This window comes from Lysinibacillus sp. NPDC097279 (assembly GCF_044761745.1).
In the GTDB taxonomy this organism is placed as follows: domain Bacteria; phylum Bacillota; class Bacilli; order Bacillales_A; family Planococcaceae; genus Lysinibacillus.
Map to the genome: position 1 here is coordinate 114894 of NZ_JBIWDA010000007.1, position 22492 is coordinate 137385.

Below are 22492 nucleotides of genomic sequence, written 5' to 3' on the forward strand. Positions count from 1 at the left end.
AACCCTCGCTAACGCGAGGACAGTTGCGTCTTACGTTTTGTGCGTTCCCGCAGGAGTCGCCGCCTTCGCTCTCAACAATTAGTACGCACTGCTAATTTTAAAATATCGGCAAAGAACAAATAGCGAACGACATTCATTTTATAGTGAAAAATCACAAAAACGGATATGTCTCCTGCCTTTTAATTCTATGCCGTTGTTGTGCGCTACGGCGGGCGCTTTCCGCGGGCACACCGTAAGCCGCAACCCTCGCTAACGCGAGGACAGTTGCGTCTTACGTTTTGTGCGTTCCCGCAGGAGTCGCCGCCTTCGCTCTCAACAATTAGTACGCACTGCTAAGTTTAAAATATCGGCAAAGAAAAAATAGCGAACGACATTCATTTTATATAGTGAAAAATCACAAAAACGGATATGTCTCTTGCTTTTTAATTCTATGCCGTTGTTGTGCGCTACGGCGGGCGCTTTCCGCGGGCACACCGTAAGCCGCAATCCTCGCTAACGCGCGGTCTGTTGCTTCTTACGTGCTGTGCGTTCCCGCAGGAGTCGCCGCCTTCGCTCCCAACTACTTATTCTTCAAAGACCACATGCTCTTTTGGCGCATCGACCAGTCATTTAATAGCTTCGAATGTAATGACTTGATTTCGGTTTGTAGGGTATTGCTGATAGCTATAGTCTGCTGAAATAACGATATCTTTAAAGCCAATTTGCATTAAAAGCCTTTTAAATTCATTGATCCCATACCATTTCAATGTGAAAATTTCAAATTCGCTGTCGATACAGGTACCATCTTTCCATTTATCATAGCGATGATGGGAAGTAGTCGTTTGTTTGATATGATTCATTTCAGATTGTGTTATTTGTAATGTAATCAATTCACCTTGTTTGTTTGTAAACGTTCGATAATGTGAGCTACCTTCGCTAAATTCTGGTTGTAAAAATAAATCGACTATTAATCTGCCATTTGGTTTTAAATGATGATAAAAATTAGCTAGTATATGCATAGCTTTGTCATCATCATCAATTAACAAAAATGTTCCTGCAGGGAGAATAATTGCTTCATAATGGGATTCTGACTGAAAGGTCTCCATATCGGCTAGAAAGATGTTTGCTTCTTTATTTGCCAGTGTTAAATTGTCTCGACAATAAGTTAACATTTCTTCAGATAAATCAAACCCTTCGATTGACAACCCTTGCTCAAGTAATGGAATTAAAATACGCCCCGTTCCAACGGCTGGCTCTAATATTTTTCCTTTTACCTGTGAAAGTCTTTCGCTATAGTATTCAACATCTCCAAAAGAACTTCCAATTGGTTTATCAAGATTATAAACTTCTGCTGAAATAGAATGATAGGATTGCATATGTTCCTCCTGTGAAATTAATTATTTTTCTATTTATAGAAATATTATACATAATTTAATTGAAAGTATTTTAAAAAAACACAAGAATTATCATATAAAAGAAATGGATGCTATTTATAATTTTATTTGGGGGTGAGACAAATGGATGAACAGATCCAATTGATGATTGAGTGGATTGAAGGTAATTTAAAAAATCAATTCTCTTTGAATAAACTTGCTAATTTCATGGGCTATTCGCCTTACTATTGCTCTTTTAAATTTCACCAAGTAACAGGTATTAGTATACGACGGTATATTCATCTTAGAAGATTGTATTTATCTACAGAAGATTTGGCGATGAACAGGAGAATAGTGGACATCGCCTTTGAGTACGATTATTCTTCGCAGGAAGCATATAGCAGAGCATTTAAAGCTGTTTTTGGAATCAATCCTAAAGAATATCAACTTAACAAAATGCCTGTTCAGTCCATTGTTAAACTTACTATGAATAAAGACGGGAAATGGTGTGAAATGCATAGTAATCAAACAACTGAAATAGAAAGGTTACAAAATACGAATAAGGAGTTATTTGAGAGGGACGTACTTAACATTTTGAATGGACAAATGATGTATGAGGAATTTAAGAATAATAGGCTAATGGAAGATTGTGATTACGCTCCATTTAACGAAGCTATGTGTGTAAACGCTACTACACCACAAGTTTTTAGTAAAGCATTTATAAACGAGCGCGCTGATGGACACCATAATTCCGTAGAGAATTATATTCAAAAGGTTATTGCTCCATTAGACAATCTTTTTAACAAAGAGTATAAATATATCGTTTTATGGTTTGGTGAAGACATGTTTTGCCAAATGAACCTTCTTACAATACTATCTTATCTTGAACAGTCAGGCTATAAGGGGAAAGTGTTCTTAAATAGTTTCAGAGAGGACGAGTTTAAAGTTAATCAAACGGAACTGCAATTAGGGCATTATAATGCAGTATACAAGGAAGTAATGATTAACCACAATAAGCCATCGAACGACGTACTACCTGTAATGTATCAGGCCATTAATATCTATTTGGATATGTTAAACGAAGATAATGCAGTAGTAAAATTTATTACCAAAAATAAAGACTTGCCAACAGCCGAATTGTTGAAGCAATGTTTTGTCCTATTTTCAACAGTAGGCTATGGTGATTTACAATATTTACAGCTTATCAATAAAATCAAATAAGATAAAAAAATGTGTCTATCATTCGACCTTTCGATACGATAGACACATTTTTTATTATATATTGAATGATTGTCTGCCAAAAGAACAGTGAGCTCTAAATAAGCTCAGTAATGTGTGTATATTATTTGCTACCATCGTCGATTAAATCAAGACGACCAGTATTCGGGTCAATTACTAAACCGTGAACAGGTACAGTTTGTACCATTAGTGGGTGATTACGAATGGTATCGACACTTTTCTTAACGCTAGTCGCTACATCGCCGAAACCACGTAAAAAGTCTTTTAAATCAATTCCCGAGTATTCCATCATTTTAATCGTTTCTGGTTTAATACCTCGGTTAACCATTTTGCTAAGCATTGCATCTGGATCAACTGCGCTCATACCACAGTCGTAATGTCCAACTACATACACCTCATCAGCTTGTAGTTCATAAACAGCAACAAGTAAACTACGCATTACTGCACCAAATGGGTGACTTACTAAAGCACCAGCACTTTTTACAATTTTTACGTCGCCGTTTCTTAAGTTCATCGCTTTTGGTAATAGTTCTACAAGGCGCGTGTCCATACAAGATAAAACAACGATACGCTTATCTGGGTACTTTGTTGTAATAAAAGGCTCATATTTTTTTTCTTGAACGAAATCTTCATTGAACTTTAAAATATCTTTTAACATTGTCATGAAAGTTTGCTCCCTTCCCTACAGAAATATTTTAGAGCAAAAACGTAAATATGCAAATAATAATAACAATATTCATGCAATTTTATGAAAAAAAAAGAAGTTTGCTTAGTTAATTAGCGAATCCTAAGGCAATCCGTAAATGCAAAAAAACAGCTACGTAAAGTAGCTGTTTTGATTATGAATTAATATTTTTCTTTTGGTAGTGGGTCTACAGTTACTGAAGATTTAGAATCTAAGCCAACTTGTAGGTAATGAATGAAAAATCCAAGAGAAATTAATAATACGGCTGTGAAGCCAACTACAGTTGTGATGAACATTATAAAAGCTCCTCTCTACTTAAATAATCTACTATAAGAACTACATTAATTATACAATAGGTTGCTAGGAAAATGTAAGGATAATTTATGACATCCATAAGATACCTAGACTAGAATAATATTATCAGGAACGACTATTGTCTTAAAATGCCCAGTTACCATCGCGGAAAATTGGTTCGATTTGACCATCAATTGTAATTCCATCAATATCCATTTTAGCAGAGCCAATCATAAAGTCAACATGAGTTAGACTCTGATTCAACCCATGTTTCAGTAGTTCATCCGAAGACATTTCTTTGCCGCCCTCTATACAAAATGCATAAGCTCTACCTATCGCTAAATGGTTAGAAGCATTTTCATCGAATAATGTATTGTAAAATAATAAATCAGATTGCGAGATAGGTGATTGATGGGGCACAAGTGCTATTTCACCAAGATAATGAGCCCCTTCGTCTGTCGCTACAAGCGAGGCTAAAATTTCTTGCCCTTGCTCAGCCTGAATATCGACGATGCGACCATCTTTAAATGTTAATTTAAAGTTATTGATAATATTGCCCCCATAGCTTAAAGGCTTCGTACTGGATACATAGCCATTCGCGCCTGTCTTTAACGGTGCTGTGAAAACTTCCTCTGTTGGCATATTCGCCATAAATGTCTGCCCCTGTATATTGACGCTACTACCACCTGTCCATACGTGCTTTTCAGGTAATTCAATTGTTAAGTCTGTTCCTGGCGCTGTATAGCGAAGGGATTTATATTGCTTCCCATTCAAATAGTCAGCTTTATCATGTAGCTGTAAATCGTGAGCTTTCCATGCGCCGACAGGTTGTTCTTGATCAATGCGTGTTGCAGTAAAAATGGCTTCCCATAATGCATCAACTTGTTGTTCTTCGGGTAGTTGTGGAAATACTTTAGCTGCCCAAGATTTAGAAGGAGCTGCGATAACTGTCCAACTAAATTTGTCTGCCTGTAGCATATTATAATAATTTACTAGTGCTTTACCTGAGGCTTTTTGGAAAGTCATAATTTTTTCATGATCTATATCCTTTAAAAGGTCAGGATTTTGCGAAACGATACTTAAAAAGGCAGCACCTTGTTCAGCAAGCCATTCACGTTCTTGTATTTTCCATGGCGGGAAGAAATCGAATGAGTCTTTTGGAGCTTTTTCATAGCGTGTTCGAACAAGTTTATCATCCGATAAATCGACAAAAACCTGTTTTGCACCATTTTCATAGGCAATTTTAGTAATTATTTCTGCTAATTTTAAGTTATCGGTCGAACAACTCATATATAGGTATTGATTTTTCTGGATATTTACTCCTATTTTCACGGCTAATTCGGCATATCTTAGTAATTTTGTGTCAAATGATAATAACAAATTCTTAACCCCTCTCGATTATAGACAATTTAGTGTATTATTCTTAATTCAATATAATCAAATATGGTCGAAATGTGAATAAAAAGCATTTATTTCATCGAAAAATTAGTGAAATACATTTATACTATATAATATCTTTATTTAAAATATGGAAAATTGGACGAAAATAAGTAGGATAGAAGATTTGGAGGTTCGAGAATGGATTTATCGTCAGTAGTAGGGGTAATATTAGCGTTTATCGCCCTGTTAACAGGGATGGTGTTAAAAGGTGTAAATTTAAGTGCCTTTTATAACCCGGCGGCTATTTTAATTATCATCTTCGGTACAATATCTGCTGTAACAATTGCCTTTCCAATGAAGGAATTAAAGCGGGTGCCAAAGCTGTTTAAAATTCTTTTTAAAGAAACAAAACTAGCGGATGATATTGAAATCATTAAAATGTTTTCACAATGGGCCGATTTAGCACGCCGTGAAGGTTTGTTAGCGTTAGAAAGTAAGGCTTCAGAAATTGAAGATCCATTTTTGAAAAATGGTCTTACATTAGCAATTGATGGTCAAAACGCAGATTATATTCGTGACGTATTAACGGAAGAAGTAGAAGCGATGGAAGACCGACATACAAGTGGCGCAGCCATTTTTACACAAGCAGGTACATATGCCCCGACATTAGGGGTACTCGGTGCGGTAGTAGGGTTAATCGCAGCGTTAGCAGATATGAACGATATTGATAAGTTAGGACATGCCATTTCAGCTGCTTTCATGGCAACATTATTAGGTATCTTTACAGGTTACGTACTATGGCATCCATTTGCCAATAAGTTAAAACGTAAATCAGCAGTTGAAGTGAAGCAAAAACGTATGATGATTGAAGGAATCCTTTCTGTATTAGAAGGGGAAGCTCCACGTGTTATTGAACAAAAATTATCTTCTTATTTAACGATGGAAGAGCGTCGTCAAATTTCGGGTGAAAGCGGGGCGGGCGGCCTTGGCAAAGAAAGCTAAGAAAAAAAAGCATGAAGAGCATATTGATGAGTCTTGGTTAGTACCATATGCTGATATTTTAACGTTATTACTGGCGTTATTTATTGTACTTTTTGCATCCAGTTCAGTTGACCAAGAAAAATTAGAGCGTTTATCGGCAGTGTTTAATCAGGTTTTTGATGGTGGTACGAGCTTTTTAGAACAGCCATCGCCAATGCCAACACCTGATGCAAATAATGATCAAACACCGCAACAACCTCAGCAAAACTCTGCGTATTTAAAGGATCAACAGGAGCTAGCTGAAATTAAAGATAGTGTAGATAATTTTATTGCAGTAAATGAGATGGAAGGTCAGTTTGCAACTGAAATGACTGATGAAGGATTGCTTGTTACGATTCGTGATAGCATCTTGTTCGATCCAGGGAGAGCAACCATTAAGCCAGAGTATAATGCAATCGCTAAGGAACTTGCAGGTGTGTTAGTATCTGATCCTGCTCGTAGTATTGTCATTACTGGTCATACCGATAATGTGCCTCAAACAGGTCCTGAATTTGCTTCAAACTGGGAATTATCGGTTATGCGTGCTGTGAACTTCTTGAAAATTTTAGTGGATAGTAACTCAAATCTTGATCCAGTTTATTTTAGTGCAAAAGGTTATGGTGAATATAAAGCCATCGCACCAAATAATACGGCTGAAGGTCGTGCAAAAAATCGTCGTGTCGAAGTGTTAATTCAACCACTTGTTGCTGAAGACGGTTCTGCTGCGATAAACGCGCAGTAATTAAAAAAAGCTATTAGCGAAAGACTTGAAGTCCTTGCTAATAGCTTTTTTAATGCCTGTACCATTATTTGCGTAAAGACCCTAATTCAGCAACGATAGCTTGCATTTCGCTTGGGCTAAATGTGTCACGTTTCATTACCATTTCGTACAGATAGACTAAATCTTCATAATTTGCTTCATCAAAATTCTCTGATTTCATAGCATCTACGTTTACCATGCGGAGCTTATCTTTCATTTGTTCGACCATATAAATAACGTTTTCTTTTGACGGTACTGATAAATCCATTCAATTAAACCTACCTTTCATAATCCTAGCCAATATCATTTCATTGAATAAAAAAAATGTCAACACTGTAATTGGGCGTTGCTTTAAAAATGCACTGTTATTGGGTAGAATAAGGGCAGTAAGCTGTTTAGTTATTTTAAAAATGGGAATATCATTAAACAAGCAGGGGGTATATAAAATATGGGACAAAGTAAATTACTAGCATCAATCGTTGTAGGGGCAGCTGTAGGGGCTGCAATAAGCATGTTTGATCGAACTACACGAGAAAAAACAGTCGCTACAACAAAAAAGATGAAAGAAGCGGTATCTTATTACGCCTCACATCGAAGTGAATTGCAAGACCTTATTGAAGAAAAGGTATTAGCAGCAAAAGTACTATGCGATAGCGTTTCAGAAAATGTGAACACGCTAGCCGAGAAAGTTGATGAGTTTAAAGAATTGCCTTCTACAATTCAAGGTATGATTAGTGATACCAAATCAGCTTTTACTTCACCAGATAAAGAATAAGCTGTATTAAACGGAGGGGATTAAATGGAAAAGAGAAAAGCATCAATACATTCAACGATTGGTGAGGTGAAATCTTTTTTCTCACCAGATGAAGATGCGGTAGATGTGATGACATCGAAGGGCTTTATTCAAGATTTAATGCTTCGCATACAACGTGTTGAAATATCAGCTCTTGGCGCACAACTTGCTTATTTCTTTTTACTTTCTTTCTTCCCCCTATTAATTTTCCTTGTTACCCTATTGCCATACTTAAACCTAGAGACGACGCAAGTTTATTCGTTTTTAGTCAATTTAATGCCTGATGAAGTATATAGGCTGATTGAAAGTACACTAAAAGAAGTATTAACAAATCGTAATAGTAGTTTATTATCGATCGGGGTACTTGGGACGATATGGTCTGCATCAAAAGGAATAAATGCATTAATAAGAGCTTTAAATAAAGCCTACGATACTGAAGGTAGGGTAGGTTTTGTGGACAGAGGACTGTCCCTTGTATTTACGATTGCTTTAGTAATTGTAATTGCAGTAGCTCTTCTATTACCTGTCTTTGGACAACAAATTGGACACTTCTTGTTTTCGATTGTTAGCATTGAAGATGAGTTTGAATCTCTTTGGCGTAATATTCGATGGTCCATGCCACCATTACTTATCTTTTTAGTGTTGATGGCAATCTATTGGTTAGTACCAAATACAAGCCCACGATTAAAAATTATGGGTGTATGGCCAGGTGCCATTTTTTCAACGCTTGCTTGGCTCGTTGTGACATATGGTTTTTCTTTTTATATTAGTAACTTTGGAAACTATTCTGCTACATACGGTAGTATTGGTGGCGTTATTATTTTAATGCTATGGCTGTATTTTACAGGGATGATTTTAATTTTTGGTGGTGTGTTAAATGCCACTATGCAAAAAAGAGCCTTGCTAAAAGCGGAAGGTGCTATCAAATAATGAAAAAGGGTGGTCTCAGTTTGAGACCACCCTTTTATAGTACAGACAAACCGTTGATGCGCGCTATCCGTGAATATTTTGTTAGCATAAAATCTGCTCCTATACCGTAAAAATCCACTACACTTTCCGCGGGCACAGTGTAAGCCGCAACCCTCGCTGTCACGCGGTTTGTTACGTCTTACAACTGTTGCTGTTCCCGCAGGAGTCTCCGTGGATTTTTACTTGGTAAATCACAGAGTGTCTGGTAAATTGTTTGAGTGCCTGACACTTCAGCGCTTTTTTCTATACATTTTTATTAAGCATTCGTAGGCCGTTTAATATAACAAGAATTGTGCTACCTTCATGTCCGATAACACCTAGTGGTAAATCGACAGCTTGTAAAAAGTTAGAGGCAATAAGCAAGATGATGATACCGATTGAAAAGAAAATGTTTTGTTTAACAATTCGTTGCATTTTGCGGGATAGGCGTACTGCATAAGCAATTTTTGATAAGTCATTTTTCATTAACACAACATCTGCTGTTTCTAAAGCAACATCCGTACCTTCTCCCATGGCAATCCCTGTAGTAGCTGTTGCTAATGCAGGTGCGTCATTAATGCCATCACCAACCATCCCAACAAAGTTATGTTGATTAAGTAAACGTTTCATTTCCGTAACTTTTGTATCAGGAAGACACTCTGCAACGTATTCTGTGACGCCAGCTTCTTTCGCAATAACCTTAGCTGTTTTTTCATTATCGCCAGTAAGCATGATGACATCAATACCCAATTCTTTTAATAATGAGACGGCTTTCTTTGCTTCATCACGAACCGTATCTTTTAATGCAGCAAGTGCGACAATGCCTTCATTGTCACGCATGAAAATTACCGTTTTACCTTCTGAAGTAAGCTTTGCTAAAGCGTTATTCGCAAAAGCATTGGCTTCATCCTCACCTACAAAATCAGGTTTACCAATAAGATACTCTGTTTCATTAACATAGCCCTTCATGCCCCAACCAGGGATATCTTCAATCGTAGCTTGCGCAAACTGTGAAATATGTTGTGCTCTTGCGTAGCTTGTAATTGCTTGGGCTAATGGGTGATTGGACTGTGCTTCAATACCCGCAAGAAGTGCTAATGCTTCTTCTCGATTAATGCCTTCGCGTACGATAAACTCAGTAACGACTGGTTTTCCTTGTGTAAGAGTCCCTGTTTTATCGACAGCTAATGCACGTAATACACTTAGATGCTCTAAGTGCAAGCCACCTTTAAATAGCACACCGTTTTTAGCGCCATTTGAAATAGTTGCTAATGTTGCAGGCATTATTGAGGCAACGAGAGCACAAGGGGAGGCAACAACTAAGAGCACCATTGCTCGATAAAATGTCGTCGTCCAATCCCAACCGAGTAAAAAGTGGGGAAGGAACATCATAAGCGCTACAGATAGTAATACGAACTTCACATAAGTGCCTTCAAATTTTTCGATAAATTGCTGTGAAGGTGATTTTTCGCTTTGAGCATTTTGTACAAGCATAATAATTTTTTGGAATAATGTTTCGGAATTTGGTTTCGTCATTTCCATCGTAATGGCACCATTTAAGTTAACTGTCCCTGCAAATACTTCATCACCTTTTAATTTGGCAATAGGTAGTGGCTCACCACTAATTGCTGATTCATCTATAGACGACTGTCCTTTAATAATAATACCGTCTGCTGGGACACGCTCACCTGGTTTAATCAGTAAATGGTCGCCAATTTTTAATGTGGAGACAGCAACTTTCAACGGTTCAAATCCGCCACGTACTAGCCAAGCCTCTTCAGGTTGTAAATTCATAAGTGCTGAAATTTCGCGATGACTTTTGTTCATAGCATATGTTTCGAGAGCACCACTAACAGCAAATATGAAAATAAGAATTGCGCCTTCTGTCCAATAGCCAATAGCTGCTGAACCGATGGCAGCTAATATCATTAGTAGTTCTACATTCAATTTCTTTTCTTCTAGTGTTTCTTCAATGCCTTCTTTTGCTTTAGCAAATCCTCCGACACAAAAAGCAACAATATATAATAAGACAGAAGCTGTTGTTTGATCATTTGAATCTAAACGCCATGCAAGCAAAATAAATAATCCTGCCATAATGGCAGCAATTAGTTCAGCATGTTCTTTGACATTCTCAATTAAACTTATATTTTCTCGATTAGAGTATTCCATCTATATCCCCCCTGATAATGAAAATCAATATCAAAACCCTTATTAAATAAGGAAGTAACAACATTTACGTAGTTGATAATCACTTTCATTTACGTCTTTTCTAATTTAGAATTATTATAACAAAGGTTTTTGGAAAATGAAAGCAATAACTTTTCGAGGTAATGGAATAGGACCAATCTCAATTAAATATAATAATGTGTTCAACAAACTGTTTATTGTTTTACCCATCTTGAACATGCGTTAAAACAGAAAAAGACACAGTATATTCTCTAGGAATATTCTGTGCCTTTATATTTTGTGTGCGCATTAGATAAATCTTTTATGTGAAAAATGTTCTGCTAGATTAGAAAACTCTTTCTGCATGTTGAGCAAGTTTTTCTAGAGAAGATTTGTCCACATCAGCGTGAAGTGAGTTACCGTGAGAGTCCATTGTTACAACAGCTGTGAACCCTTCAACATTTAAATGCCACATAGCTTCTGGAATACCGAATTCCATTAAGTCTACACCATCTACACCTTTAATGCAGTCTGCGTAGTATTGAGCAGCACCGCCAATTGCATTCAAGTAAACACCACCATGCTCACCTAAAGCAGCAAGTGTTTTTGGACCCATACCACCTTTACCAATAACAGCACGGATACCGAATTTTTTCATAATATCGCCTTGGTATGGCTCCTCACGAATAGAAGTAGTTGGACCAGCAGCTTTCACTGTCCAGTTACCTTCTTCATCTTTAGCCATTACAGGACCACAGTGATAAATAACTTGACCGTTAAGATCAACTGGTGCATCATGGCTCATTAAATGATGGTGAATTGCATCACGGCCAGTGTACATACGGCCCGTAATAGCTACAACGTCACCTACTTTAAGTGAACGAATTTGTTCTTCTGTAATTGGAGCAGTTAGCTCTACTACATTTGTTAAAGTTTCATCTGTTGTTGCAGCAACTTCTTCATCTTCTTTAAATGTAATTTTTTCACCTTCTTGGTAGTGCCAGTTGATGATTTCGCCAGTTTCAGGATTAATATCGACTGCCATACGACGGTATGCCCAACAGTTATATGCTACAGATACGTAGAATGAAGCGGGAATACGGTGCATTACGCCAATTTTACAGCCAAGTAATGTTGCTTCACCACCGAAGCCCATTGTACCGATACCGAATGTATTTGCAGTTTTCACCACATATTCTTCTAATTTTGCAAGATCAGGATTTGAATTTGTATCTTCTACATGACGGAATAATTGCTCTTTTGCTAAATCATATCCAGAAGAGCGATCGCCACCGATACCTACACCGATAAAGCCAGCAGAACAGCCTTGTCCTTGTGCTTGATAAACAGAGTGTAAAATACATTTACGGATACCATCTAAATCACGACCAGCACGGCCAAGACCTTCTAGTTCACATGGTAGGCTATACTGGATGTTTTTGTTTTCACAGCCGCCACCTTTAAGAATTAATTTAATCGTAATATAATCTTTTTCCCATTGCTCGAATTTCATAACTGGCAGACCATCACCAAGGTTATTCCCACTGTTTGCACCAGTTAAAGAATCAACGGCATTAGGACGTAATTTTGCATCAGCAGTTGTATCGTTAATCGCTTTTTTAATCGCTTCTTTAATCTCTAATTGGTTTACACCAACAGGAGTGTAGATTTTAAATGTTGGTAGACCAGTATCTTGACAGATTGGTGATACATTGTCTTCTGCCATAATAATATTATTTGAGATTGTTTCTAAACTCATTGCTGCGCGAGTACCAGCATTTTCAGCTTCTTTAGCTTTTTTAATGGCACGACGTACATCTTTTGGTAAGTTTGTTGATGTTTCAGTAATTAAATTGTAAAGACTTTTCTCCAAAGTTTGAAGATTCATTTTGATATTGCCCCCCAATGAAAATTTGATGATTTCCACGAACCATTATACTCTTTTCCACTAATGAAAAAAAGAGTCCATCTAATTGTGGTAGGAATTAGCGATTATTAATATAGAATGTGTAATGTTTACTGATAAACCTTCAAATGTTCAAAGAAAATAGTAATTGAATGTAAGGAACATTTGTTCTAAAATAGAATTAACTTTATTTTAAGGAGGATATTTCATGTCTGAAACAATATCGTTGAAGTTACCAAAGGAAGTTGAGCAATTTCGAAATATAATAGAAGGAACAATGAAACCTGTTGTTGTAATTGAAACGCAAGAAAAGGAAACGACATTATTTGAAAGTAAGTTTGCAGGTAATCCGTATTTTCCACTTTCTAAGGAATATCCAAAAAATGAGGACCAACAACCATTAAAGCTTTTAGCACAAATTAATTTTGCAGATGTACCTAAGCACTTACCTCATTTCCCTAATGAGGGGATATTGCAATTTTATATTGATGGTTATGATGATGTATTAGGAATGGATTTCGATAATGGGAAAAATCAAAATGGTTTTCGAGTTATTTTCCACGATACAATCGTCAATGATGAATCGCAGCTTATTCAAGATTTTTCATTTATAGAAAATGCAGAAGAAGAAATGTATTTTCCAGTAGAAAAGGAAATGGGCTTGTCTTTTAAAGCAAAATATGAGCCTTTATCTATGGATGATTTTAGAAGCAATGAATTATATGCAAGCATCGTAGAAGCTACTGAAGAAGATGAGGAGCTGACAGATGTATTATATGATGTATTAACTGGTGATGGACATAAAATGGGGGGATATCCTTTCTTCACACAGGAAGACCCTAGAGCATACGGTGATTATACAGATTCAACAACGATGTTACTTCAAATAGATAGTGAAGGCGATCATATTATGTGGGGAGATTGCGGTGTTGGCAATTTCTTCATTACAGAGGAAGAACTAAAAAATAGAGATTTTAGCAATGTAGTGTACAATTGGGATTGTCATTAAAAAGCAAGCGAGCATAGATTGCTCGCTTGCTTTTCATTGGTATTATTGTTCACGAGCGTTGAATTGCTCCATTTTATCTTCTAAATCATCCATCATTTGAATTAAACGATCAATATCTTGTAATTCAGTTTTTTCTGGGTCGATGGCATCTAATACTTCTAAAAACATTTCAAGACGTTCCTTTAAGTAAGTCACTTGTTGTTCTTTATCCGTGATTGGCTTTGACATGCATACACCTCATTTCGTCCCTTACATAGTAGCTGATTTGGGACTAAATTTCAATGCCTAGGTTAACACCTAGGACTTAGCGATTATTTTTAAAAATAAATAGACAGAATATTTACAATATTGATGTTATATGTTAAAGTTATTTTAAGAAATAGTAAAGGAGCTGATGGAACAAAACGGTGAACTCTAACTCGAAAAGGAGGGAGTTTAAACAAGTAATAGGCAAATAAAAAAGCCGAAAATCGTGTTTATACAAGTTGAATGATAATAAGTGTTAGTTAGGCCTTAGCGTAAAATCACATGTGGTGAGCGCTAAGGCTTTTTGGTATGCTGTAATGTGGAAGATGACTTGAAGTTGGAGGAAAAAATGAATTACTTCTCAGATTACAGCAAAAAAAGATTTACTATTTTAGTGTTAATCGTATCTATATCTGGGTTTTCACAAGGGATGCTATTGCCACTTATCTCGATTATTTTTGAGCGTGATGGTGTATCGTCCGCTTTAAATGGTCTAAATGCGACGGGACTATACATAGGAACTTTATTAATTTCACCGTTTATCGAACAGCCTTTACGAAAATGGGGCTACAAACCAATCATTTTAATCGGAGGGGCATTCGTCTTTGTATCACTAATTGTATTTCCTTTATGGAAAAGCGTCACATTTTGGTTTGTATTACGTTTACTAATAGGTGTTGGAGATCATGCGCTCCATTATGCTACGCAAACATGGATTACAAGTACATCTGATCATAAGAGCCTAGGTAAAGGTATGGCTATTTATGGTTTATCTTTTAGCATGGGCTTTGCGGTAGGGCCATTAATGGTACAGCTTATAAAAATTGCAGAGGCATTGCCGTTTATTGTGTCATCGATTATGTGCTTAATAGCTTGGTCATTTGTATTTTTCTTACGCAATGAAAAGCCAGAGCGTTTAACGGGTGATATGAATGCACGAGGATGGCATCGTTATAAGGTGGCAATTGTATTTGGATGGATAGCATTTTTAGGTCCGTTTGTTTACGGTTTTTTAGAATCTTCATTAAATGCCTTATTTCCAGTTTACGCTTTACGTATCGGTTTTGAAGTTAACATGATTCCGATTATTTTATCTGTCTTTACATTTGGAGGGATTTTAACGCAAGTGCCACTTGGTGCATTGGGAGATAAAATAGGGCGACGCAACATTCTGATGTTCGGATCATTTGGAGGTGCTATTCTTTTTAGTATTGCTAGTTTTTTAGAGCACTCGCAAATGGCTGTAGCCATCGTGTTTTTCTGTGCTGGTACATTAGTCGGTTCGATGTTTTCTCTAGGTATTACCTATATGGCTGATCTAACGCCTAAAGAGTTGCTACCAACTGGAAACCTACTTTGTGGTATTGCCTTAAGTATCGGTAGTTTAACAGGACCGTTTTTAGGTGGAGTTTATTTAGAGTTTGTGAAAAACTATAGCTTCCTTTTACTTGTAGCACTTCTATTGCTAGGTGTTGCGACAGTACTACTCGTATTCGGAAAAAATAAAAATAAGCGACCATTGACAGTTTAATGTCATGGTCGCTTTTATATGCAAAATAAAAGAGCGGGGCTCATCTCCCGCTCATAAAACAAAAAACGCCCAGCAAATCCGTGCTGTAATGGCGTTTTTCGGTGTGACACGGATGTTCCGTCCATGCCACGTAGGTTTGGCACCTAGAAATACATTATACAGACAAGCTTCGTTAAAAGCAATTAGATAATAATTCCATGCCCAGGGGAGCGGGCGGTGATTCCGCGAAAGCAGGTGGTGATTCCGCGGTGGCGGGCGATGATTCCGCGGAAGAAGGTGATGATTCCGCGGAAGAAGGTAGTAATTCCGCGAAAGCGGGTGATGATTCCGCGGAGGTGGGTGATGATTCCGCGAAAACGGGTAGTGATTCCGCGGAGGCGGGTGATGATTCCGCGGAGGCGGGTGATGATTCCGCGGAGGTGGGTGATGATTCCGCGGAGGCAGGTGATGATTCCGCGAAAGCGGGTAGTGATTCCGCGGAAGCGGGTGATGATTCCGCGGAGGCGGGTGATGATTCCGCGGAGGTGGGTGATGATTCCGCGGAAGCAGGTGGTGATTCCGCGAAAGGGGAGTAATTCCGCGGAAGCAGGCAGTGATTCCGCGAAAGCAGGTGGTGATTCCGCGGAAGCGGGTAGTAATTCCGCGGAGGCGGGTGATGATTCCGCGGAAGGGGGTGATTCCGCGAAAGCAGGTGATGATTCCGCGGAAGCGGGTGATGATTCCGCGGAAGGGGGTGATGATTCCGCGGAAGCGGGTAGTGATTCCGCGGAAGCGGGTAGTAATTCCGCGGAAGCAGGTGATGATTCCGCGAAAGGGTAGTGATTCCGCGATAGAAGGTGGTGATTCCGCGAAAGCGGGTAGTAATTCCGCGGAAGCAGGTGATGATTCCGCGAAAGGGTAGTGATTCCGCGGAAGCGGGTAGTAATTCCGCGGAAGCAGGTGATGATTCCGCGATAGAAGGTGGTGATTCCGCGAAAGCAGGTAGTGATTCCGCGAAAACGGGTAGTGATTCCGCGGTGGCGGGCGATGATTCCGCGGAAGAAGGTAGTAATTCCGCGGAAGGGGGTAGTAATTCCGCGAAAGCAGGTGGTGATTCCGCGAAAGCAGGTGATGATTCCGCGAAAGCAGGTGATGATTCCGCGAAAGTGGGTGATGATTCCGCGAAAGCGGGTAGTGATTCCGCGAAAGGGGAGTGATTCCGCGAAAGCAGGTAGTAATTCCGCGGAAGAAGAAAGCAATCCCGCGATAGCAACGGTTTTGTACCTTATTAAAATAAAAAAGCATCTCAAAACTAATTGAGATGCTTCAATTTATTTATTTTTCAACACAAGCTTAGCGACGCATTCGACTTGAGCAGTCTGAGCGAACATATCCACTGGTTGGATATATTCAACATCATAAAGTTTTGATAATTCCTGTAAATCTTTTGCTAATGTAGATGGATTACAAGATGTATAGACAAAACGCTTTGGTTTTAGCTTAAGGACAGTGCGGATAAATTCTGGTGCAAGTCCTGTGCGTGGTGGGTCTACTGTAATAACATCTGGTGTGAAGCCTTCTTTACGCCATTTTGCTAAAACACTTTCAGCTGTGCCGACTGCATATTTCGTATGTTTGAAGCCATGGTTACGCGCGTTTTTGCGTGCATCTTGAATGCTTTCAGGAATGACGTCCATACCACGAACTTCTTTCGCCTTATCCGCTAACCATAAACCGATTGTACCAACTCCACAATAGGCATCCACAACGGTTTCTGTGCCTGTTAATGCCGCTGCTTTTTTGATTTCATTGTATAGATGTACTGTTTGTGTTGGATTCAATTGGAAGAATGCACGAGCAGATAGGTCAAATGCTAATTCCCCAAGCTCCTCATGTATTGTTTCCTTACCGTCAAGAACGATCGTTTCATCACCAAAAATAAGTGATGTTTTTTCCCGATTAACATTTTGTGCAATCGATACGATACTTGGATCGATTTTTTTAATGCGTGTGATAAGCTCGGCAAGATGAGGAATTTCTTTTCGTGTTGTCACAAGGACCACTTGTGTTTCACCAGTTCGAATGCCTGTACGTACAACAATCGTACGCACTAAACCATCGAGCGTACGACCGTCGTAAATCGTAATATTTAGCTTTTGTAAGATTTTACGTGTTGCTACAGTAATTTTAGAAGTGATGGGATGTTGAACAAGGCAATCATTAATATTCAGTAGCTTGTTGCTGCCTTCTGAAAAAAGCCCTGCATAGACACGTTTGCCTTCTTTGCGTACTTGAAACTGGCTTTTATTGCGATAATTCCAAGGATTGTCCATACCAAGTGTGTTACGAACTTCTACGCTTTCTGCTAAAGGCTTAGCATAGCGCTCTAACGCTTGAATCACGATATCCCGTTTCTCAATTAGCTGTTTTTCATATGTCATATGTTGAAGCTGGCAGCCACCGCATTCATTGTAAACTGGGCACGGTGCCTCCTGACGAAATTGTGATGCTTTGCGTATAGCAAGTATATCTGCCTCTGCGAAATTGCGCTGTGTTTTCGTCACTTGTGCGGTAATTTCTTCTCCTGGTATAGCGCCCTTTACGAAGACGACGTTGCGTTTATAAAAGCCAACTCCCTCGCCATTAATACCAAGTCTTTTTATAGTTAATGGGAATTTTTGTCCCACTTCCATCGTAGTTTGTTGCGTCAAGCGATCCACGTCCTTTAACTTTGTTCAGCACGTAGGTATTGATAACATGCTGATGTCATCTCCCCATTATAACTAAGGAGTGGACGATTGCATAGTGACAGGGAAATCTTCATATTCCAATACTAAATCATCAAGCGATAAAAAAGTATAGCCTTGCTTCTTCGCTTCAGCAATGAATAAAGGTAGGGCCTCCGCATTATCTTGCGCTACTGTATGCATTAAAATAACAGCGCCAGGGTGAAGTTGCTCCATTAACGCATTATAAGCATAATCTGCTCCACGGCGTTCATCTTTTAGCCAATCTTTAAAAGCGACAGACCAGAAAATATGACGGTAACCTTCTGCATTACCAACCTCTAACAACTTCGCATTGAAAATTCCTTCTGGTGGTCGAGCATAAGTTGTACGGTCTATGCCTGTTAATTCACGTAATTTACCATCAAACTTACGCCATTCTGCACGCATACCATCTCTCGTTAACTTTGCCATATTCGGATGACCGTAAGAATGGTTACCGATTGTATGACCGTCTTGCACCATACGCTTAACAAGGTCACCTGCGCTATCTAAATAATGGCCAGTTAAAAAGAAGGTTGCTGGTGCTTTTTCCTTTTCTAATGTATCCAATATACTTTCGGTAAAGCCATTTTCATACCCGTTATCAAAGGTTAAATAAACCACTTTTTTATCGGATTTTCCTTTATAAATTGCTCCATATTGGTCGAGTAGTTTATCAAGCTGTGCTCCTGCTTGTGCAGGTTCACCATTCTTTGCTCGTTTAATGCCCCAATGATATTCATCTGAGCCTGAGGCAAAGTATGGATTAATGCTTAATGCTGCGGCAATAATAAAAGTAGCAATTACTGCACCTACAATATGTTGTTTCCACATAAAAACGCATCCTTTCCTTTTCTTTTAGGATGCGTTCTTTTCTAAAATTTATCCTGCTTCTTGTTTCACTTTGCGCACGGTTTTTATAATAAATTTTCAAGTGCTTCTTTTAAATAAGGAAAGTTAAATTCAAAATTTTGTTTTTCTAAAACAGTTGGTAATACATGCTGTCCTTCTAAAACGAGCATACTTTGTTCTCCAAGAGCTAAACGCATGGCAAAACTAGGGACTGGCATCCAATGACGGCGTCCCATTACTTGTGCAATCGTTTGACCAAATTCCTTCATACGTGTTGCGTGTGGAGCGGTCACATTAAATGGTCCGCGAATAGATGAATTGTTAATGGCAAAGTAAATAGCCCGAGCAACATCTTCTACATGTATCCATGAGAGCCATTGTTCACCTGAACCAATCGTACCACCAACATGCATTTTATAAGGCAAAAGCATGGAGGGAAGTGCGCCGCTGTTCCGACCCAAGATCACACCAAAACGAGCAAGTGCTACGCGAATACCTAACTTTTCAGCTCGCTTTGCATGGCGTTCCCAATCATGAACGGTCCACCCTAAAAAATCTCTTGCATAGTCGCGAACGTTTTCACTATAGGTAGCCGCTGTGGAAGGTGGGTAAATTCCAACTGCACTGGCATTGACAAGTACTTTAGGTTTCTCTTTAAATTGCTCCATAATACGTACAATTTCTAGCGTAGCTTCCATACGGCTTGTATATATGGCTTTCTTTTGCTTTTTTGTCCAACGCCCATCATTTAATGACACTCCTGCTAAATTAACGACAGCATCGATATCTTCATCCAATTCCTTTTCTGGTCGTGCGCCCTCTTTTAGCCATTGTACATAATGAATACCGTTTTCATATCTAGAATTGCTACGGGATAAAACGAATAACTCATGTCCTTGTTGTTGCAACAAATTCGTTAAAGCCTGCCCAACAAAACCAGTACCACCAGCAATGACAATTTTCATAAAAACCCCTCCTTTTACCAATAGATGTAACTCAACTATACACAAAGATAGAAAAAAAGAAAAAGATGTTATAATGATTAAGCAAAGAGGTGATTTCGCTATGCGTGTTATTACAAAAATTGCGCGTCAAAAAAATAATCCAGAACGCTATAATATATATTTGAACGAGGAATACGCTTTTCCTATAGACGAAGCGATTTTAATACAATTTGGTCTGACAAAAGGAAAGGTGCTTGAAGAATTTGATATTCAGGAAATTGCCTATGAAGATGAAATTCGTAAAGCATTTAATAAAGGGCTAAATTTTCTATCTTATCAAATGCGTAGTGAGCATGAGGTGAAGAAAAAGTTAAGCTCATTAGAGTTTGGAGAAGCAGTGATATTAGAAGCGATTCAAAAATTAAAATCATATGGATTTTTAAATGATGAATCCTATTCCAAAGCATTGCTTGATACAAAAAAAGCTACGATGAAAAAAGGCCCTCGAGCAATTCGACAAGATCTCATTAAAAAAGGGATTGATAAAAATTTGCAAGATGAGGTGCTTGAAACATATAGCCATGAAGAGCAAGTCAAGCTTGCAACACAGCTTGCTGAAAAAGTAATTCGTTCTGAAAAGAAGAAAACACCAACGCAAATAAAGGCAAAAATTCAAGATTACCTTATGCGAAAAGGATATTCTTTTTCTATTGTAGATGAAGTGCTTGGACAGGTTGAAATTGAGCAAGCTGAAGATGAATGGCAGTCCTTGCTCGATGTGCAAGGCGAAAAAGTTTGGAAAAAGTATGTGTCGAAGTATACTGGTTATGAATTAAAAATGAAAACGAAGCAGGCGCTTTATCAAAAAGGATTTCCTGTAGAAGTGATAGATCGTTTTATTGAAGAGAAGGAGAATGGGGAATGAGTGAAAAAAACTATGCTGCAATGACAGAGCATGAACTACGAGAAGAAGTAGCGAAGCTAAAAGAGAAGGCACGCAAGGCAGAACAGCTGGGCATACTTAATGAATTCGCGGTGTACGAGCGTAAAGCTTTAATGGCAGCTGCTTATTTAGTTGATTTAGATACGATTGTCCCTGGAGAAATGTACAGAATCGATGGTTCGGACAACAACTATTTCCAAGTGGATTATTTAAAAGGACGTTTTGCATGGGGACATCGCCTAGGGGGCGATAAATATCAGGAAGCATTGCCAGTTTCGATTTTATCACCGATAAAGGCGGGGAAATAAATGCAAGAAAAAATCGATAAACTAACAGCAGAATTACTCGAGAAAAATCCTCAAATGTCAGCAGGGCGTGCACGTGTATGGATTGAGCTTTTATGGAGTGATTTTGAATCTACATCTGCCAAAGCTGGCTATAATTATCGTGGGGCGGATTATACGGAAAATTTAGTGCGCCAATTAATTGCAAGCTACGGCGATAAACTCCATCAATTTGCAGGGCGCAATCCAAAATACGCGCATTTATTAGATGCAAGTGATGATATGGTACAATAACTAATAGTAAAAACATAACAAAGCCGGTGTTCCCTTCTTTAGGATACTCCGGCTTTATTCGTTAATTGCTTGCGCCAATTTGTAATTTTTTTTGAAGTTTATCCTCGGTAAAAATCCAACCAGTGTATGAGGTAATAATTTCGTTGTCTTCGTTCAAATGAGCAACTGCAACGAAAGGATAGCGATTGTCACTGCGATAACGTAAATCAATTAACCTCACTTCTGTTAAGTCATTTTCAAGCTCGGAAATTTCCCAACGATACAATGGTGAGAAAGATACAAAGGCAGCAAGATTAGGGTCTTTCATTGCTGCTTCAACAGTAGGCGTTTTTGGCAATGGTTTGATTTCGAATTTATCGTAAATATTAACAGTTCGCCCATATGCACGGCCGACATAGTAATGCGTTTTCGATTTCGCGGCGATGCGCCAGTGGAAAAATCGCATCGTAGGCGCTACAATGACATAATCTTCATCTTGAATTGTACTGTGCACTGCTTTTTTAACTGCTTTTTGAACAGCAAATCTAAAGAGATAATAGACGACAATAACGCCATACATGACGCTAAATGTCCAGACTGGATTTGCCCCAAATGCCCATAGTAATATTCCAAGGCAATGTAGGGAAAAAATAATCGGATCAAATGTATTAATAACACCAAGGGCTACCCATTTTCTAGAGAATGGGCGTATAGCTTGTGTTCCGTATGCATTGAAAATATCAACAAAAACATGAATAGCTACAGCAAGAAATGTCCAAAGCCATAAATGTAACACATTTGCGTCCTGAATAATTAGTGATAACACGATTGTAATTAAGATCGGCCATAAGGCTACTGCTGGTATTGAATGTGTAATACCACGATGATGTCGAATGTAAATCGCATTGTTGCGAAGTTTTAATACAGTATCAACATCAGGTGCTTGTGAGCCAATAATGGTACCAGCCATAACGGCAGTAAAAGTCATTGAATGATTGGCGACTACAGGGTCGGCTAAAGCTAGACCACCGAGTGCTATTCCCATAACGAAATGTGTACCTGAATCCAAAATTATCCACTCCTTGTATGCGTGAAAAAGTCGTACAATGCATACATGTAT

General features: G+C 38.4%; 25 protein-coding genes. 13 read left to right on the forward strand and 12 right to left on the reverse strand.

Annotated features, from left to right (window positions below):
- Positions 1 to 605: 605 nt before the first annotated feature.
- The gene (locus ACIQ1H_RS20460) at positions 606 to 1355 is read right to left on the reverse strand and encodes a class I SAM-dependent methyltransferase (RefSeq protein ID WP_402891494.1); all 750 of its coding nucleotides are present in this window, start codon (positions 1353 to 1355) and stop codon (positions 606 to 608) included.
- A gap of 141 nt (positions 1356 to 1496) precedes the next feature.
- Between ACIQ1H_RS20460 and ACIQ1H_RS20465 the strand changes: the two genes are divergently transcribed.
- Entirely contained in the window at positions 1497 to 2573 is a 1077-nt protein-coding gene (locus ACIQ1H_RS20465) for a helix-turn-helix transcriptional regulator (RefSeq protein ID WP_402891497.1), read from the forward strand.
- Positions 2574 to 2694: 121 nt separating this feature from the next.
- Here ACIQ1H_RS20465 and ACIQ1H_RS20470 read toward each other — a convergent pair whose 3' ends face one another.
- The 3 genes from ACIQ1H_RS20470 to ACIQ1H_RS20480 all read right to left on the reverse strand — a co-directional run bounded on the left by ACIQ1H_RS20470 (position 2695) and on the right by ACIQ1H_RS20480 (position 4950).
- Positions 2695 to 3255 carry a beta-class carbonic anhydrase gene (locus ACIQ1H_RS20470; protein WP_173479585.1) on the reverse strand — a complete coding sequence of 187 codons (561 nt, stop codon included), beginning with the start codon at positions 3253 to 3255 and terminating at the stop codon, positions 2695 to 2697.
- A gap of 182 nt (positions 3256 to 3437) precedes the next feature.
- The gene (locus ACIQ1H_RS20475; RefSeq protein ID WP_255639589.1) at positions 3438 to 3572 is read right to left on the reverse strand and encodes a hypothetical protein; all 135 of its coding nucleotides are present in this window, start codon (positions 3570 to 3572) and stop codon (positions 3438 to 3440) included.
- Positions 3573 to 3714: 142 nt separating this feature from the next.
- Positions 3715 to 4950 carry an aminopeptidase gene (locus ACIQ1H_RS20480; RefSeq protein WP_402891500.1) on the reverse strand — a complete coding sequence of 412 codons (1236 nt, stop codon included), beginning with the start codon at positions 4948 to 4950 and terminating at the stop codon, positions 3715 to 3717.
- 198 nt (positions 4951 to 5148) lie between these two features.
- Here ACIQ1H_RS20480 and motA point away from each other — a divergent pair, with 198 nt between their 5' ends.
- Together motA and motB are read left to right on the forward strand one after the other, a co-directional pair.
- Positions 5149 to 5952, forward strand: coding sequence for a flagellar motor stator protein MotA (gene motA / locus ACIQ1H_RS20485; protein ID WP_340822322.1), 804 nt, complete (start codon positions 5149 to 5151; stop codon positions 5950 to 5952).
- Positions 5936 to 6712 carry a flagellar motor protein MotB gene (gene motB / locus ACIQ1H_RS20490; RefSeq protein ID WP_402891503.1) on the forward strand — a complete coding sequence of 259 codons (777 nt, stop codon included), beginning with the start codon at positions 5936 to 5938 and terminating at the stop codon, positions 6710 to 6712. Before motA ends, motB begins: the two co-directional genes overlap by 17 nt.
- Before the next feature lie 64 nt (positions 6713 to 6776).
- Here motB and ACIQ1H_RS20495 read toward each other — a convergent pair whose 3' ends face one another.
- Positions 6777 to 6998, reverse strand: coding sequence for a DUF1128 domain-containing protein (locus ACIQ1H_RS20495; protein ID WP_173479581.1), 222 nt, complete (start codon positions 6996 to 6998; stop codon positions 6777 to 6779).
- Between the two features lie 180 nt (positions 6999 to 7178).
- Between ACIQ1H_RS20495 and ACIQ1H_RS20500 the strand changes: the two genes are divergently transcribed.
- Together ACIQ1H_RS20500 and ACIQ1H_RS20505 are read left to right on the forward strand one after the other, a co-directional pair.
- Complete coding sequence (locus tag ACIQ1H_RS20500) at positions 7179 to 7505, forward strand: YtxH domain-containing protein (RefSeq protein ID WP_173479580.1); 327 nt, start codon at positions 7179 to 7181, stop codon at positions 7503 to 7505.
- A gap of 24 nt (positions 7506 to 7529) precedes the next feature.
- Positions 7530 to 8453, forward strand: coding sequence for a YihY/virulence factor BrkB family protein (locus tag ACIQ1H_RS20505; RefSeq protein WP_402891505.1), 924 nt, complete (start codon positions 7530 to 7532; stop codon positions 8451 to 8453).
- Positions 8454 to 8735: 282 nt separating this feature from the next.
- Here ACIQ1H_RS20505 and ACIQ1H_RS20510 read toward each other — a convergent pair whose 3' ends face one another.
- Both ACIQ1H_RS20510 and ACIQ1H_RS20515 read right to left on the reverse strand, forming a co-directional pair.
- Positions 8736 to 10640 carry a heavy metal translocating P-type ATPase gene (locus tag ACIQ1H_RS20510; protein ID WP_402891508.1) on the reverse strand — a complete coding sequence of 635 codons (1905 nt, stop codon included), beginning with the start codon at positions 10638 to 10640 and terminating at the stop codon, positions 8736 to 8738.
- A 343-nt stretch (positions 10641 to 10983) separates the two neighbouring features.
- A complete protein-coding gene (locus tag ACIQ1H_RS20515) occupies positions 10984 to 12525 on the reverse strand; it encodes a fumarate hydratase (protein WP_173479577.1) in 1542 nt (513 codons plus the stop codon).
- A 226-nt stretch (positions 12526 to 12751) separates the two neighbouring features.
- Here ACIQ1H_RS20515 and ACIQ1H_RS20520 point away from each other — a divergent pair, with 226 nt between their 5' ends.
- Positions 12752 to 13552, forward strand: a complete 801-nt coding sequence (locus tag ACIQ1H_RS20520) for a YwqG family protein (protein ID WP_402891511.1) — start codon at positions 12752 to 12754, stop codon at positions 13550 to 13552.
- Between the two features lie 42 nt (positions 13553 to 13594).
- Here ACIQ1H_RS20520 and ACIQ1H_RS20525 read toward each other — a convergent pair whose 3' ends face one another.
- Positions 13595 to 13780, reverse strand: coding sequence for an SE1561 family protein (locus ACIQ1H_RS20525; protein ID WP_173479575.1), 186 nt, complete (start codon positions 13778 to 13780; stop codon positions 13595 to 13597).
- Positions 13781 to 14147: 367 nt separating this feature from the next.
- Here ACIQ1H_RS20525 and ACIQ1H_RS20530 point away from each other — a divergent pair, with 367 nt between their 5' ends.
- The 4 genes from ACIQ1H_RS20530 (at position 14148) to ACIQ1H_RS20545 (ending at position 16525) form a co-directional block, all read left to right on the forward strand.
- The gene (locus tag ACIQ1H_RS20530) at positions 14148 to 15329 is read left to right on the forward strand and encodes an MFS transporter (protein WP_402891513.1); all 1182 of its coding nucleotides are present in this window, start codon (positions 14148 to 14150) and stop codon (positions 15327 to 15329) included.
- 197 nt (positions 15330 to 15526) lie between these two features.
- Positions 15527 to 15904, forward strand: coding sequence for a hypothetical protein (locus tag ACIQ1H_RS20535; protein ID WP_402891516.1), 378 nt, complete (start codon positions 15527 to 15529; stop codon positions 15902 to 15904).
- A complete protein-coding gene (locus tag ACIQ1H_RS20540; RefSeq protein WP_402891519.1) occupies positions 15882 to 16148 on the forward strand; it encodes a hypothetical protein in 267 nt (88 codons plus the stop codon). Before ACIQ1H_RS20535 ends, ACIQ1H_RS20540 begins: the two co-directional genes overlap by 23 nt.
- A 62-nt stretch (positions 16149 to 16210) precedes the next feature.
- A complete protein-coding gene (locus tag ACIQ1H_RS20545) occupies positions 16211 to 16525 on the forward strand; it encodes a hypothetical protein (protein ID WP_402891521.1) in 315 nt (104 codons plus the stop codon).
- Between the two features lie 114 nt (positions 16526 to 16639).
- Here the strand turns inward: ACIQ1H_RS20545 and rlmD are convergent, their stop codons facing one another.
- The 3 genes from rlmD to ACIQ1H_RS20560 all read right to left on the reverse strand — a co-directional run bounded on the left by rlmD (position 16640) and on the right by ACIQ1H_RS20560 (position 19893).
- Positions 16640 to 18019: a 23S rRNA (uracil(1939)-C(5))-methyltransferase RlmD gene (rlmD, locus tag ACIQ1H_RS20550; RefSeq protein ID WP_402891523.1), complete on the reverse strand. Its 1380-nt coding sequence runs from the start codon at positions 18017 to 18019 to the stop codon at positions 16640 to 16642.
- Positions 18020 to 18091: 72 nt separating this feature from the next.
- Positions 18092 to 18910, reverse strand: coding sequence for a polysaccharide deacetylase family protein (locus tag ACIQ1H_RS20555; protein WP_402891526.1), 819 nt, complete (start codon positions 18908 to 18910; stop codon positions 18092 to 18094).
- Between the two features lie 83 nt (positions 18911 to 18993).
- Positions 18994 to 19893, reverse strand: a complete 900-nt coding sequence (locus ACIQ1H_RS20560; RefSeq protein ID WP_402891529.1) for a TIGR01777 family oxidoreductase — start codon at positions 19891 to 19893, stop codon at positions 18994 to 18996.
- 100 nt (positions 19894 to 19993) lie between these two features.
- Between ACIQ1H_RS20560 and recX the strand changes: the two genes are divergently transcribed.
- From recX to ACIQ1H_RS20575, 3 genes are read left to right on the forward strand one after another with little or no spacing between them, the layout of a single operon-like run.
- Positions 19994 to 20797, forward strand: a complete 804-nt coding sequence (recX, locus tag ACIQ1H_RS20565) for a recombination regulator RecX (RefSeq protein WP_402891579.1) — start codon at positions 19994 to 19996, stop codon at positions 20795 to 20797.
- Positions 20794 to 21123, forward strand: coding sequence for a YfhH family protein (locus tag ACIQ1H_RS20570; protein ID WP_173479568.1), 330 nt, complete (start codon positions 20794 to 20796; stop codon positions 21121 to 21123). The genes recX and ACIQ1H_RS20570 overlap by 4 nt, the downstream gene beginning before the upstream one ends.
- Positions 21124 to 21393, forward strand: a complete 270-nt coding sequence (locus tag ACIQ1H_RS20575; protein WP_173479567.1) for a YfhJ family protein — start codon at positions 21124 to 21126, stop codon at positions 21391 to 21393.
- A 61-nt stretch (positions 21394 to 21454) separates the two neighbouring features.
- On the opposite strand, the gene ACIQ1H_RS20580 is transcribed toward ACIQ1H_RS20575, so the two are convergent.
- On the reverse strand, positions 21455 to 22441 hold the full coding sequence (locus tag ACIQ1H_RS20580) for a metal-dependent hydrolase (protein ID WP_402891533.1): 987 nt from the start codon (positions 22439 to 22441) through the stop codon (positions 21455 to 21457).
- Between the last annotated feature and the right edge of the window lie 51 nt (positions 22442 to 22492).